Genomic DNA, 14,362 nt, shown 5'->3' on the forward strand with positions numbered 1-14,362 from the left:
CCCTGGCGAATTCTCGGCAACCCGTCTTCACAAGGAACGCGCCATCAGGAGGCTGCGACAGTGGGCACGTCGAGGACGCGGCTAACGAGAGCGTGGTGACCGGGACCGTGCCAGATCCGTGCCAGAACGAGCGGTCAACCGCGGTCAACAGCAGGGCAACACCGCATGATGCGCCAGGCGTTGAGCAAGCCATCTACCCTGGCCGGCGGCTCGGTAGCGCAGATCCGGCCGGTGATTCCCAAGCTCAGAGCGCGAGTGCGATTCTCGTCACCCGCTCCACAGGAAAAGGCCCAGGCCGGGAAATGAAATCCCGGCTCGGGCCTTTCGCTTTTCCAAGCGCTTTTCCCGTGCCGTGCCCCCCCACGTGCCCCTCAGGCGGTGGCCCCCTTCCCGACGGCTCTGGCGGCGCCGACCGCCGTGCCCTCTCCGAGCCGGGTGCGGATCTCCGCATCGATCCCGTCGGCGATCCGGCGGCCCCGCTCCCCAGCACAGGTGGGCCGGGACCAGCAGGGCCTGCCAGTCCGCGGTGAGCGGCGCCACCGCGTGCCCCGCTCCCGGCGCCGGGCCGCCGGCGGACGGGGGAGGTGACGGAGGGGCGATGGACGGATCGATCCCCGATGGGCAGGCAGGCACGTGAGGCTCCGGGCGGACAGGCCGCTCCTGGCCGGCAACCCGTCGACCAGGAGCTTCACCTCGTCCCGGACACCGACCCCGCACCGGCCGGCCACCCGGTCGGCCGAGTCGGGGACTGCTCGGTGCGCGGCGCGCGCACGGCAGTCGGACGCGGGGACCGGGGACGGGGTACGTCCTGGTCGGGACGGTCGGCTCGGCGGCCTTGGGCAGCCGCTCCGGCGCGAGCCTCGAGGGCCACGGCCCCGGCGCCGTGCTTCACCGGGCAGGTCCCCGGACCGCCCGACCCGCCGGGAGCGCACCCGGGGCCGGGGCCGTGGCCGCGCGGGCCGAAGCAGCTCCGGGCCGGAGCTGCTTCGGCGGTCCTGTGCCGACTAGACGCGGTCCTGGAAGACGCAGTTCCACACGTACGTACCCGCGACGCTGCCGTCGGCGCGCACCGCCTCCAGCGTGTAGAAGTACGCGGCCCCCCGCGCGGCCGTGGTGTCCGTGTAGGAGCGGGTCTCCGCCGGCAGCAGTCCGGCGTGCAGCGGCTCGTAGGCGTTCGCAGCCGCGTTCCACCGGCTGACCCGGTAGCCGACGACGGTGCCGCACTCGGCCTCGTTGCTGCACCCCCAGCCGATGTACGGCCCGGCCGACTCGGGTCCGCCGACCAAGGTGCCGTAGGCCGTGCCGCCGAGGTCCCAGTCCCGGGTGACCGTCACGGACGGCCGGACGTCCAGCTCGGTGGCCTCGACGACCGTGACCCCCGGACCGGTCGGGGGCAGCGCGTTGTCCCAGCGGTCCCTGGCGACGACCGCGTACAGGTGCGTCCCGCCGTCCGGGAGGTCGCCGCAGAGGACGGCGAGCGGGTCGCTCGTGCCCTCGTAGCAGGAGGTGGAGCTGAGCCACGTGACCGTGCCGTCGGCCTGCCGGACGCCGTTCCACACCACGTAGCGCTCGATGTCGTCCTCGCTCGAGGCCGCCCAGCTCACCAGTATGCCGTCGGCGCGCGGAGTGGCCCTCACACCGGCGACCGGGCCGGGTGCGACGCGGTCGCCGGTGCGGACGACGAGCGGGGCGGACAGCGCCGACTCGTTGCCGGCCGGGTCCACCGCGGCGACCGCGTACGTCACGTACGTGCCCGCGGGCATGTCCAGGTCGCGGCAGGTGCCGCCGGTGCTGCTCTCGTCGCTCGGCTCGGCGCAGGTCACGCGGGTGAGTGCGGCCGGGTCGAGGGTCCTGCCGGGCGAGCGGTAGACGTGGTAGGACCCCTTGTTGGAGAAGTCCTCCTCGAAGCCGTCGGGCTGACTCCAGTACACCTCGGTGGAGCCGACGCGGACGACGGAGCCGAGGGAGGTCGGGGACTTCGGCGGCGTCCGGTCGACGCCGTCGCCGGTGACGGCGGCGTACGCCGACGGGTTGCCGAGCGCGTCGAGGGCGCGGACCCGGTAGTAGCGGGGGGTGTTCACCGGCGCCTCGGTGCGGTACGACGTCGTGGCTGTCGTGCCCAGCAGCTCGAACGGGCCGGTGGCCGCGGGGGCGGCGTACACCTCGTACGTCGCGGCGTCAGCGGCCCCGTTCCAGGCCAGGGTGGCCCACCAGGCGTCACCGGTGACCGTGAGACCGGTCGGCGCCGCCGGCGCAGTGCGGTCCACGCTGGTGACGGTGGTGTCGGTGCTGCCGTAGGACTCGTTGCCGGCCTTGTCGACGGCGCGGACCTCGTAGAGGTAGCGCCGGCCGGTGGGGGGCGGGGTGTCGGTGGACGAGGTGCCGGTCAGGAGGGCGGCGCCGCTGACGCGGGTCCAGGTGGTGCCGGCGCGGGTCCAGGTGCCGCTGGCGTCCAGACGCCGGTAGAGGCGGTAGCCGGCGAGGTCCATCTCCGTGTTGCGCGACCAGCGGAGGGTGGCGGTGCGGGTGGTGGTGCTGTAGGTGGCGGAGGTGCCGGTGGGGGCGAGGGGTCTGACGTTGTCGGCGGTGGCGGAGGTGCGGGGGGTGTAGGAGAACGCGACGTCGGCGGCACCGGTCCACGCGGCGAAGTCGACGCGGAGGGTGTGGGTGCCGGCCGGGACGGTGACGTAGGCCGTCGTGTGCTGGGTGGTGGGGACGTTGTGCCACAGGTCGATCCTGCGGACGCCGTCGAGGTAGACGCGGATGCCGTCCTGCGCGGCGGCGGACAGCGCGAACGGGCCGCCGGAGCCGAAGTCGCGGCTCATGGTCCAGCGGACGGAGAAGTTGTCCGTCGGCAGGGTGACGCCGGCGGGGTCGCCGGTTCCGTAGTTCTCGTTGATCGCGGTGTCGCAGGTGGTGAGCCTGGGGGTGCCGCTGAAGGTGGTGTTGGCGTAGTACTGGGCCTTCCACGTCGGGGAGGCGCAGGTGACGGCCGCGGAGGCCGGGGCGGCGGTGAGCAGGCCGGCGGCGGCCGTGCCGACGGCAGCGGCGGCAGCGGCGGCCACGAGCCTCAGCCGGGTGTGAGTGAGCACAGGTGAACGGCCCTTTCAGGCCAGCACGGCGGTGCGCCGGGCAAGGCGGTCGGAAGGACGAGCGGAGCGGAACGCAGCGGGGCGGGGCGGAAGGACACCCGGGCAGAACCGAAGATCCGCTGAAGCGCGGACTTTACCGTGCCTTGACCCGCGCTGCCCAGTCCCTTCCGGCCGAGGTGGGCACGGTGATGCCTGCCGGGCGGACCGGGTTCCGGGGCCGGACCCCGGCCGTCGCAACGAGGGCCGTCCTGCCCGTCGCGTACGGCTCCGGGCGCGGGAGAACGGCGCGTCCGGCCGCACTTCTGCCGGCACTTCTGCCGACGGCGACGACGGGCCGCCGTCCGGCCGGTGCGCCGCGGGCGGGCGCGGAGCCGTGAGGGCACCCGGCCTGCGTCCCGCCGCGGTGCCGTTCCTTTCGTACGGATCCGGCCCGGGGCGGAGGACCGCAGCCCATGAGGACGGGAATTCGCCCGCGCTCCGGCATTTGCTTTCCGGAATGGGGGGCGAGAGGCCGCGGAATTCCCGGCCGGCACCGGTCGCACCGGAGGAAAGGGGGCCCGACGGACTCGGGGGACGGCGCCGATGGGCATGCGTTAGCGTGAGTTCCGGCCCGGATGCGCTTTCCAAGGGTCCATGACAAGGAATGGCGGACGTGTGGACGGTGTGCGGAAGAGCCGCATGCGGCTGCTGCTGCAGGCTGCCGAGGCGTTCGTCGGCGCCGCCGGCGTGGCGGACGTCCGCCGCCGCGTACGCGACCTCGTCCTGAACGACCTGAAGCCCGTCTACGTGGGACTGAGCCTCCTGGAGCACCGCGGCAACGGGCACCGTCCGGGGCCGGCGGCCCGCCGGATCCTGGACCCGGAGATCGACGTCCAGATGGAGACGCGCTACCGCACGTACACCGTCATGGACGAGTGGCCCACCGCCCGGGCCCTGAGAGAGCGCCGGATCGTCACCGTGACCAGCCGCGAGGAGCTCGCGGAGTCCTACGGCGAGCAGGCGCTGGACGTCTGGGACACCCTGGGGTTCGCGTCCCTGGCCGCGATTCCGCTGGAAGGGACGCAGGGCGCGATCGGCGCGCTGATCATCGCCTGGGGCGAGGTGCACGAGCTCGACCCCGACGAACGCGCCGTCCTGAAGGCCGTCGCCCAGTACACGGCCCTGGCCACCGAGCGGGCGCTCCGTCTCGACGACCGCACCAGCGTGGCCCACGGCCTGCAGAAGGCCCTGCTGACGTCCGTCCCCGACGTCCCCGGCCTCGACCTGGCCGCGCTCTACCAGCCGGCCGCCGCCTTCGACCTGGTCGGAGGGGACTGGTACGACGCCTACCGGCTGCCGGTGGAAGCACCGGACGGGCCGCCGCGGCTCGCCGTCACGGTCGGCGACATCACGGGTCACAACACCCGGGCCGCGGCCATCATGGGACAGGCCCGGAGCATGCTGCGCCAGGCCGACATCGACCACCTCCACCGGGGGCCCGCCCACGCCGTCACCGCACTGGAACGGGCGTGCAACGTCCTCTCCCTGCCCGCCACGGGCACCCTGGTCCACGCCCACCTGACCCGGGCCGACGAGGGCTGGGAGCTGCGCTGGAGCAACGCCGGCCACCCGCCGCCGCTCCTCGCCGTGCCCGGCCGTGCCGTGGAGGTCCTGCACCCGCACGACCGCCTGCTCCTGCCCGACCTGCCGTGCGGGCAGCGGACCGAGCACCGCACGGCACTTCCGCCCGGCGCGACGCTCCTGCTGTACACCGACGGCCTGGTGGAACGCCGCTCGCGCGCGCTGGACTCCTCCATCGAGGCGACCGGGCGGCTGCTGCAGCAGCACGTGGCGGCCGGCGCGCCCCTGCACGACGTCCTGCGCGACCTGCACCGGCGGATCGCCGTGGACCCCAACGAGGACGACGTCGCCCTGCTGGCCGTCCGGGTCCGGCACGGGGCTGCGCCGTGAGCGTCCCGGAACGCCGGGCGGTGGGCGGTGGGCGGACGGCCGACCGCGGTCACCGGCCGGGAGGGCGGCGACACCCGGAGCGGAGGGCGGCGGGGAGGCGGACGGCCCCTGTCCTGCGGGGATGACCGAACCCATCGAACTGGTGATCTTCGACTGCGACGGGGTGCTGGTCGACAGCGAACGCATCGCCCTGCGGGTCCAGGTCTCCCTGGGGGCGGAACCGGGTTGGCCGCTCACCGAGGACGACGTCGTCAGCCGCTTCATCGGGCGCTCCAGCGCCTCCATACGCGAGCAGGTCGCCGCCCGGCTCGGGCAGGGGACGGCCGCGCTCTGGTGGGAGCGGTTCGAGGAGCTGCACCGGGAGGCGGTGGACACCGCCCTCTCCCCCGTCGACGGCCTGCCCGAGGCCCTTGACGCGATCACCCTGCCGACCTGCGTCGCCTCCAGCGGCTCCCACGCGAAGATGCGCCACACCCTGGGGCGCACCGGGCTCTACGAACGCTTCGCGGGACGCATCCACAGCGCCACCGAGGTCGCCCGCGGCAAACCGGCGCCCGACCTGTTCCTGCACGCGGCCCGGCGGATGGGCGTGGCGCCCTCGGCATGCGCGGTGGTGGAGGACAGCGAGCCCGGCGTGCAGGCCGCCCGTGCGGCCTGGATGCGGGCCTTCGGCTAAGCCGGCGGGCTCACCCCCGCCGAGCGGCTCCAGGGTCCGGGCACCGTCGTCTTCCACGACATGCGCGCACTTCCCGCCCTCCTCGCCGGCCGGTGACCGCTGCCGGCCGGCGCACGGACACAGGCCGGCGGGCGCCCCGGGCCGTCCCGGCGGCGGCTCCGGGCGAGGACCCGGCCGCGCCGACGGGCGGCCCCGGAACGGCCGGGGACGCGCGCGGACAGGGGTGAGGGCCCCGCGCCGACGAGGACTGGTTTCACGTGGAACATCGCTGCGGAGAGGTGCGCCTTCGGGCCTGTGCGCACCGCACCCCGCATCCGAGGCGGCGGCCGGAGGCCGGGCTCCGGGCCGGCGGACGGGACCGCGGAGGGTCGGCGGGCCGCCGATCGGCCGTGGCGGCCGTGGCGGCCGTGGCGGCTACTGCGGGTCCGGCGGGTCCGGCGGCAGCAGGTCCGTCGCGGACGGGCGGACGACGGCGCGGGGACCTGCACCGGGGACCTGCCCCGGGTACCTGCCCCGGGTACCTGCCCCGGGGCCCGGGGCGTCGGCGGCTGGGACGGCGGTCCGGGCGAGCGGCGCGACGGCCCTTCACGGCCCCGCCGTGACGGAGCGCCCCGCCGTCCGGCCGGACGGCGGGGCACGCACACACGCACGTCAGGGCCGGGCGCCCGCCCGTCCCCGGACGAGGTCCGGGGACGGGCGGGCGGACGGAGCGGGGTCTCGGCCGGTCAGCCCGCGAGGGGGGAACCGAACCACATGGCGCCCGCGGGGCCGCCGTAGAGGGTGGAACCGGTGCCGGTCAGGCCCTTGGCGGTGGCGGGGAGGCGCCACACCATGCCGGCGCCCCCGTTCTCACCGACGGTCCCGAAGCCGGTGTCGGGGCCGTACTGCAGGCCGGAGGCGGAGACGACGAGGTCGGCACGGCCGTCGCGGTCGGTGTCGGTGAGGAGCAGGGAGGTGCCGAAGCCGTCCTCCTTCTCGGAGTGGCCCGGGACACCGGGGCTGTCCTGGGTGAGCATCTGGGCGCCGGTGGCGACCAGGCCGTGGGAGGAGCCGCGCAGCAGGGTGACGGAGCCGGTGTCCTGGACCGAGGCGAGGTCCTCGCCCCAGGCGCCGATCGCGAGGTCCGGGTAGTGGTCGCCGTCCACGTCGCCGATGGAGAGGGCGTCGCCCCAGTTGTCGCCGGGCTCGTCGGTGCCCGGCACGCCCGCGGTGTCCTGGGTGATGCGCTGGTTCGCCCGGCCGCCCCCGAGGCCGGCGGCCGAGCCGTAGACCACGGTGACCACGGAGTCGACGGCGCTGTCGTTGCCCAGGGCGACGTCGGCGTAGCCGTCGTGGTTGAGGTCGCCCGCCGCGACGGCGCCGTGCTGCCGCGCCCACGGCCAGGTGCGCTTGAGCACGAAGCCGTCGGCGGTCCCCTTGAGGTACCGGGTGTAGTACTGCGTGTCCGAGTCGGACTCGTAGGGGACCTGCTCGGACATGAGGAGGTCGACACGTCCGTCGCCGTCGAAGTCGGCGACCGCCATGTCCCCGGGGTGGGCGTTCACCGACTGCCGGGTGATCCTCCCCGTGCCGCCGGTGCGGGTGAAGGGGCCGCGGACGACGGTCACACCGCCGTTCTCGTTCACGAGCAGGTCGGTGCGGCCGTCGCGGTCGACGTCGGCGGCGGACAGCTGGCGGGCCTCGGCGTAGACGGGCAGGCCGGTGCCGCCCTGGAGGCCCTTGGGCCCTCCCCACAGCACGGTCAGCGAGCCCCGCTTCGACGGGTCGGCCGTGAACCGCTCCCCCGGCGCCGCGACCACCAGGTCGCTGTAGCCGTCGCGGTCGAGGTCCGCTGCGACCAGCGCGGCGCCGAACCGGTCGTCGGCCTCGTTGGCGCCCGGCACGCCGGGGCTGTTCTGGTCGATGACGACCCGTCGCGCGGCGTCGATGCCCTGCGCGGACCCGTAGAGCACGGTGACCCGGCCCGCACCGCCGCCGGAGGCGACCGCGACGTCGCGGTGGCCGTCGCCGTCGAAGTCCCCGGAGAGGCCGGATCCGGCGGCCGACGCGGAGGGCGCGACGGCGGCCAGCATGCCGGCGGCCAGGGCCACGGCGACGGATGCGGCCGCCAAAAGACGGGGTTGTCTGCGCATACGGTGTTCTCCCTGGGAGTGGTGCCTGCGGAGTGGTGCCGGGGCGACGGCACACCCCCGTAGGACTCGTGGGCGGCACGAACAGTTGCACGGGCGCACGCGATCTTCACCAGGGGTGCGCCGGGGGTTTGTCGGTGCTTCACCTCTCCCCGGTGGGGGTGGCCGGTGCGAGCGGCCCGGCGGCGGTGCGGACGGCGGACGGTGCGGACGGCGGACGGATGGCCCGGCGTGGGCGGCGGCCGGCCCGGCGCGGACCCCTCCGGCGGCGGCCGCCCCGCGGAGGCGGACGTCCCCGCCGGGCGTGCCGGGGCAGGATGGGACGCATGCGGATCGAGCTGGCGACCGAGGCGGGTTCGGCGGCGCGCGCCAACGAGGACTTCGTCCTGGCCGCGCCGGGGGCGTTCGTGGTGCTCGACGGGGTGACCCCCGGCCCGCGGGACCCGGGGTGCACGCACGGGGTGGTCTGGTACGTGCGCAGCCTGGGCGTGCGGCTGCTGGCCGCGGCCGCCGGCGTCCCGGACCGTCCGCTGGCCGACTGCCTGGCGGACGCGGTCGCGGGCACGGCGGCGGCCCACGGCGGCGGCTGCGACCTGTCCGCGCCGGGGACGCCGCAGGCCACGGTGGCGGTGGGGCGGCTCGTGGGCGGCCGGTTCGAGTACCTGGTGCTCGCCGACTGCACGGTGGTGCTGGAGACCGGCGGCGGCCCGGTGGCCGTCACCGACGACCGGGTGGAGCGGGCGGCCCGCGGCCTGCGGCTGGCGGCGGCCGCGCTGCCGGAGGGGTCCGCCGAGCGGGCCGCCGCCCGCGAGCGGTACGCGGCCGCCGTGGAGGGGCTGCGCAACCGGCCCGGCGGGTTCTGGACGGCGGCGGCGGACCCGGCGGTGGCGGGCGAGGCGCTGACCGGGTCGGTCCCGGCGTCCGGGTTGCGGGCCGTGGCGGCGATGAGCGACGGCGCGAGCCGGTTCGTGGACCTGCTGGGACTGGGCGACTGGTCGGACGTGATGCGGCTGCTGGCCTCGCACGGTCCCGCGGAGCTGCTGTCCCGGGTGCGGCGGGCCGAGGCCGGTGACCCGGAGCGGCGGCGCTGGCGGCGGGGCAAGGTCAGCGACGACGCGACGGTCGTGCACGCGGTGCCGGGGGCGTCGCCGGGGTTCCGGCGTCGCGGCGCCCCGGCATGACGGTTCGTCAGCGGGGCCCCGTACCGGCCGTCGGAGTCCTGGACTAGGCTGCCGCGCGGACCTCCGCCAGGCCGGGGGACACGGGGAACGGGGAGACGGGCATGAGTGACAGCGTCTGGGAGGACGTCGCCAGGGCCGGCAGGGCGGTCGTGATGGCGCCGGTGGAGATCGCCCACCTGGCACTGGAGGAGATGTTCGGCAGCGACGACGAGCTGCGCACGATCGCCGCCGAGCTGCGTGCGCTGGGGCGGGAGGTCGAGGAGCTGCGCCGGCGGATCGACGCGTCCGTCGGCCGGATCTCCTGGCACGGCAGGGCGGCCGACGCCTTCACCGAGCACGCCCGGGGGCGCATCCGCGACCTGGCCGCCGCGGCGGACGGCCTGGAGGCGCTGGGCGCCTCGGTCGGCCGCCTCGCCGACGCGGTCTGACACCGCGGCACACACGCCGCGGCACACACGCCGTGGCACACCCCGCGGCACACACGCCGCGGCGGGGCCTGACCGCAGGCACCTCGCCCGCAGGCACCTCGCCCGCAGGTGCGCCTCTGCAGCACCGCAGGCACGTTCCGGCACCACCGGCAGCACATCCCAGGGGGACGGGAGCACATGGCCGACGACCGCTTCGGCGTCCAGTTGCACGAACTCGCCGCGCTGCGGCAGGAATGGCACTCCGCGAGTGAGCGGATGGCCGGGCTCTCCGAGCGGCTCGACGCCGTCCGGGCCGCCGTCACCCGGGCCGCTGCGGTCGACCTCGCCGCCGGCGCCCTGGGGGGCGTGGCGGGCATCGCCACGGCGTACCGGGTGCTGGAGGACGTCCGGGAGATCGAGAAGCGGGCGGAGGCGCTGGCCCGTACCCAGAAGCAGCTGACGGAGGAGCTGGCCGCCGACGCCGCCAAGCTCAAGGCCGTCGCGGACGAGTACGCCGCCGCGGACCGGCGGATCCACGAGGAGATGCGCAGGAAGCACCGCGGGGAGCACCACGTCCCCGCCCCGCCGAGGACCGGGACCGACCACGCGGGCGGGAGCGGCGGGCACGCGGGCGGGAGCGGCTCGGGCGGCGGCCACGCCGGGGGAGGCGCGGCCGGCAGTTCCGGGGCGGGTTCCGGCTCCGGGTCGTTCGACGGTCAGGGCGACGGGAAGTGGCGGACCGTCGGCAGCTGGGACGCCTGGTCCCCCGGGCGGCACCACACCACCAGGGGGGCGGGCGTCATCACCGGGCCGGACCTGTCCGGCCTGCCGGACGCGCGCCGGCAGGTCCTGGAGCGCGCCCTGGAGCGGATCAACCACCGCATCGGGTACAGCCAGTCCGCGACCACCAACGGGTACCGCGACGACTGCTCCGGCTTCGTCTCGGCCGCCTGGGGCCTGGAGCCGCCGGGCCTCAACACCTACGGGCTGATGGGCAGCGGCTGTGCGCACCCCATATCCAAGGACGAGCTGCGGCCCGGCGACGCGCTGATCGCCGGCGACCACACCGTCCTCTTCGGCGGCTGGGCCGACGCCGCGCACACGAAGTACATCGCCCTGGAGGACAACGGCTCGCAAGGCACGGTCTCGCACGTCATCCCCTACCCGTACTTCTCGGGCGACGCCGCCCACGAGCGGGCCATCGGCCACCCGTACGTGCCCTACCGCCGCAACGGCCTCTAGGACCGGGACCGCCGGCGTCCGGACCCACGTCCGGACCCCGGCCCCCGGTCTCCCGGCCCCCGGCCTCCCGGACCCCAGCCCCTCGGACAGGAGCCCTCCGCCATGCCCCGCCCCCGCCTGCTCGCCGCGGCCGCCCTCACCGCGGCGCTGGCCGCGCTCACCTCCTGCAAGCCCGGCACCACCGGCACGGAGGCCTCCTCGGCCGCCCCGGCGCCCGCCGCCACCGCCCCGGGAGCCGCCTCCACGCCGGAGGCGTCCCGCAGCGCGGGCGCACCGGCCGCCGACCCGTCGGCATCCGACCCGGGGACGGCCGACCCCTCGACGGCAGACCCCGCGACGGCCGACCCGGCAGCGGGCGGCTCGTCCTCGGCCCCGGCCGACCTGCCGCTGGACCCCGAGCCCTCCGCCGACTGCGAGGCGCCGAAGCTCCCGGCGGGGCACCGGATGGTGCAGGTCGTCGGCGCGCCGGCCGCCGGGGTGCTGCGGGCCCGGACCGCCCGGTTCGCGTGCGACCCCAACGGCGGGGGCTTCGCGGGTGCGGGTCCCGCCGCCTCCTACCGCCTGGCGCCGGGCGCCGCGGTCGACCTCGCCGTCGGCGCCACGGGCCGCCGGCGGGTGACGCCGTCCGTCCTGGAGCGGCACGTCGGCGACTGCCTGCGGCACGTCCAGCCGGCCGCGCCCCTGTCCTGCTCGGGGGACGTCTACGAGCTCGCCCTGTCCCCCGCCGGCGCCGTCACCGCCGTCCGGGTGAGGGTGCGCGGAAACCCGCCGGCGGCGGGGCGTGCGGCGCCACACTGGTCGGGTGCAGGTGGAGATGGCGGGGGAACCGCAGCACCCGGGTCGGGAGAGCGAGGACTTCGCGGCGGCGACGCCGGAGGCGCTGGTCCTGCTGGACGGGTCGGGTCCGCCGGCGGGGGCGGAGTCCGGCTGCCGGCACGGGACGGCGTGGTACGTGCGGCGGCTGGGGGTGCACCTGCTGGCCCGGCTGACCGACCGGGCGGACCGCACCGCCGCGCAGTGCCTGGCCGACGCGATCGCGGAGACGGCCGCGCTGCACGGCGCCCGCTGCGACCTGGCGCACCCGGACACGCCCGCGGCGACGGTGGTGGCGGTGCGCCGCAGCGGCACGGCGCTGGAGTACGCCGTGCTGGGCGACTCGCTGCTGGTCCTCCACCCGCGGGCGGGCGAGCCCCGGGTCGTCGGGGGCGACCAGCCGTTCCCGGCGGGCGAGCTGCTGCGGCGGCAGGTGCGGGAGGCGGCGCCGGGGAGCCCGGAGCGGGCGGCGGCGCTCACGCGGTACGCCCTCGCGGTGCGGGCGGCCCGCAACAGCGGCCACGGCCCGTGGATCGCGGCCGCGCTGCCGCGGGCGGCGGAGCACGCCCGGACCGGCACGGTGCCGCTGGCGGGGCTGCGCGGCCTGGCGGCGCTGTCCGACGGGGCGGGCCGCTACGTGGACCTGCTGGGATTGGGCGGCTGGCCGGAGGCGCTGGCACTGATGGCGGGCTCCGGGCCGGGCGAGCTGCTGGCGCGGGTGCGGGCCGCGGAGGCGTCCGACCCCCGGTGCGAGCGGTGGCCGCGCGGCAAGGTCCGGGACGACGCGACGGCGGTGTACGCCCGGACGCCGTGAGCCCGTGCCCGTCGGCCGGGGACCCGTACGGTCCCGATCCGTGCGGGGCCCCGACGGGCGCGGCCACGGGGGGCGGGACCGCGCAGGGCCCGGCGGACCGGGTCGCGGTCCGCCGGGCCCTGCGGGTCCGGGCGCGTGGCGCGGGGCGCGCCCGGACGTCCCCGGGGGGAGCCGGACGTGCGGGGGATCAGGCGTGCTCGGCCGGGATCTGCCCGAGCCGTCCGGCCCGGAAGTCCTCGAAGGCCTGCTCCAGCTCACGGTGGCTGTTCATGACGAACGGGCCGTACCAGGCGACGGGCTCGCGGATCGGGCGGCCGCCGAGGATCACCACGTCCAGCTCGGGCGAGCGGGACTCCTGCCGCTCGTCGGCCCGGACGGTGATGCTGTCGCCGTCGCCGAAGAGCACGGCCTGGCCCATGCCGAACGGGCGGTTCTCCTCGCCGACGGTGCCGGAGCCGTTGAGGGCGTAGACCAGGGCGTTGAAGTCGCTGCGCCAGGGCAGGGTGATCCGGGCGCCGGGGCTGACGGTGGCGTGGACCATGGTGATGGGGGTGTGGGTGGCGCCGGGGCCCTGGTGGCCGCCGAGCTCTCCCGCGATGAGGCGGAGCACGGCGCCGCCGTCGGGGGAGGTCAGCAGCTTGACCTTGTCGCCGGAGATGTCCTGGTACCGGGGGGCGGTCATCTTGTCGGCGCCGGGGAGGTTGACCCAGAGCTGGAGGCCGTGGAAGAGGCCGCCGGAGACGACGAGGTCCTCGGGCGGGGTCTCGATGTGGAGGAGGCCGGAGCCGGCGGTCATCCACTGGGTGTCGCCGTCGCCGATGAAGCCGCCGCCGCCGCTGGTGTCCTTGTGGACGAACTTCCCGTCGATGATGTAGGTGACGGTCTCGAAGCCGCGGTGGGGGTGCCAGGGGGTGCCCTTGGGCTCGCCGGGCGCGTACTCCACCTCGCCCATCTGGTCCATCATGATGAAGGGGTCCAGGTGGCGGGTGTGGATGCCGGCGAAGGCGCGGCGCACGGGGAAGCCCTCGCCCTCGAAGCCGGTGGGCGCGGTGGCGACCTGGCGGACCCGGCGGGCGCGGGCGGCGGTGGGGTCGGGGAGCTCCACCCTGGGCAGCACGAGCGGGTTCTCGACGGTGACGGCGGGCATGGCTGCCTCCTGGGGTTCCGTGGTCTGGGACCACTGTAGTTCAACGCTCAACTAAAAGCCAGTTGAAGCTTGAACCATTCCCGGAGGGGCCGGGGATCCGGGAAGGACCGGCCGGCGGGGCGGGGGCGTCCGCGCGTCAGCCGTACATGCGGCGCATGGTGAAGTCGACCATCTGCTCGACGGCCTTGGCGTCGAACACCATGCGGTGCTCGCCCTCCATGTCCAGGGCGAAGCCGTAGCCGGTGGGCAGCAGGTCCAGGACCTCGGCACCGGTGACCGCGAAGTACTTGGACTCCTTGCCCGCGTAGCGGCGCAGCTCCTTGAGCGAGCTGAACATCGGGATCACCGGGGTCGGGGTGTTGTGCAGCGCGAGGAAGCCGGGCCGCTCGCCGCGGGGGCAGTACACCTTGGAGGTGATGAAGATCGCCTGGAAGTCCTCGACCGTGAGCCCGCCGCCGGTGAAGGCGCGGACGGCGTCGGCGAGCGAGGGCGGCGACGGCTCGGGGTAGAGCGGCTGCTGGGGGACCTGCTGGTCGCCGTAGCCCGCGTGCGCGGAGCCCGGGTGCGGGGCGCCTGCCTGCTGCGGACCGGCGCCCGGTCCGGGCATGCCGCCCATGCCGGGCTGCGGCCCGGGCTGCTGGTAGGGGCCTCCCGGGTAGCCGGGGCCCGCCCCGGTCGCGGTCTGCTCGTAGCCGTACACGGCACCAGGCTATCGGCCCGGAGGGGCCCGGTGGGGCGGGTGTCCGGCAAAGGACCGCGAGGCCGCGGGGCGTGCGGGCACAGTGGGACGTGACGACCCTCATGCCACCCGAGGGTTGAAGATGTTACCGCCGGGTAGCATCATGGGAGCTACTGACGGGTAGGGGGGCGCCTCCGCACGGGCGCACGACAAGACCCCCGGCACCGACCTA

Annotated in this window: 9 protein-coding genes and 1 pseudogene; 6 read left to right on the forward strand and 4 right to left on the reverse strand. The window is 76.0% G+C overall.

The genetic code is table 11. The features are described from left to right. Window positions 1–1,004: 1,004 nt before the first annotated feature. A complete protein-coding gene (locus tag LO771_RS30995) occupies window positions 1,005–3,092 on the reverse strand; it encodes a PA14 domain-containing protein (protein ID WP_308188849.1) in 2,088 nt (695 codons plus the stop codon). Between the two features lie 654 nt (window positions 3,093–3,746). Here LO771_RS30995 and LO771_RS06865 point away from each other — a divergent pair. Both LO771_RS06865 and LO771_RS06870 read left to right on the forward strand, forming a co-directional pair. After that, complete coding sequence (locus LO771_RS06865; protein WP_230649094.1) at window positions 3,747–5,042, forward strand: PP2C family protein-serine/threonine phosphatase; 1,296 nt, start codon at window positions 3,747–3,749, stop codon at window positions 5,040–5,042. Between the two features lie 121 nt (window positions 5,043–5,163). Then, a pseudogene (locus LO771_RS06870) lies at window positions 5,164–5,814 on the forward strand (HAD family hydrolase). Between the two features lie 629 nt (window positions 5,815–6,443). Here the strand turns inward: LO771_RS06870 and LO771_RS06875 are convergent. Continuing rightward, window positions 6,444–7,829 (reverse strand): FG-GAP-like repeat-containing protein, encoded by a 1,386-nt coding sequence (locus LO771_RS06875; RefSeq protein ID WP_230649095.1) that lies wholly within the window; start codon window positions 7,827–7,829, stop codon window positions 6,444–6,446. A gap of 344 nt (window positions 7,830–8,173) precedes the next feature. Here LO771_RS06875 and LO771_RS06880 point away from each other — a divergent pair, with 344 nt between their 5' ends. The 4 genes from LO771_RS06880 to LO771_RS06895 all read left to right on the forward strand — a co-directional run bounded on the left by LO771_RS06880 (window position 8,174) and on the right by LO771_RS06895 (window position 12,304). After that, window positions 8,174–9,028, forward strand: coding sequence for an integrase (locus LO771_RS06880; protein WP_230649096.1), 855 nt, complete (start codon window positions 8,174–8,176; stop codon window positions 9,026–9,028). Window positions 9,029–9,129: 101 nt separating this feature from the next. Beyond that, window positions 9,130–9,456 (forward strand): hypothetical protein, encoded by a 327-nt coding sequence (locus LO771_RS06885; protein ID WP_230649097.1) that lies wholly within the window; start codon window positions 9,130–9,132, stop codon window positions 9,454–9,456. 177 nt (window positions 9,457–9,633) lie between these two features. Beyond that, window positions 9,634–10,677 carry a hypothetical protein gene (locus LO771_RS06890; protein WP_230649098.1) on the forward strand — a complete coding sequence of 348 codons (1,044 nt, stop codon included), beginning with the start codon at window positions 9,634–9,636 and terminating at the stop codon, window positions 10,675–10,677. 802 nt (window positions 10,678–11,479) lie between these two features. Then, entirely contained in the window at window positions 11,480–12,304 is an 825-nt protein-coding gene (locus tag LO771_RS06895) for a protein phosphatase 2C domain-containing protein (RefSeq protein ID WP_308188850.1), read from the forward strand. 187 nt (window positions 12,305–12,491) lie between these two features. On the opposite strand, the gene LO771_RS06900 is transcribed toward LO771_RS06895, so the two are convergent. Next, a complete protein-coding gene (locus LO771_RS06900; RefSeq protein ID WP_230649099.1) occupies window positions 12,492–13,451 on the reverse strand; it encodes a pirin family protein in 960 nt (319 codons plus the stop codon). A 136-nt stretch (window positions 13,452–13,587) separates the two neighbouring features. Continuing rightward, window positions 13,588–14,151: an SseB family protein gene (locus LO771_RS06905; protein ID WP_230649100.1), complete on the reverse strand. Its 564-nt coding sequence runs from the start codon at window positions 14,149–14,151 to the stop codon at window positions 13,588–13,590. Window positions 14,152–14,362 lie beyond the last annotated feature (211 nt).

It is taken from the genome of Streptacidiphilus sp. ASG 303, assembly GCF_020991365.1.
Lineage (GTDB): Bacteria > Actinomycetota > Actinomycetes > Streptomycetales > Streptomycetaceae > Peterkaempfera.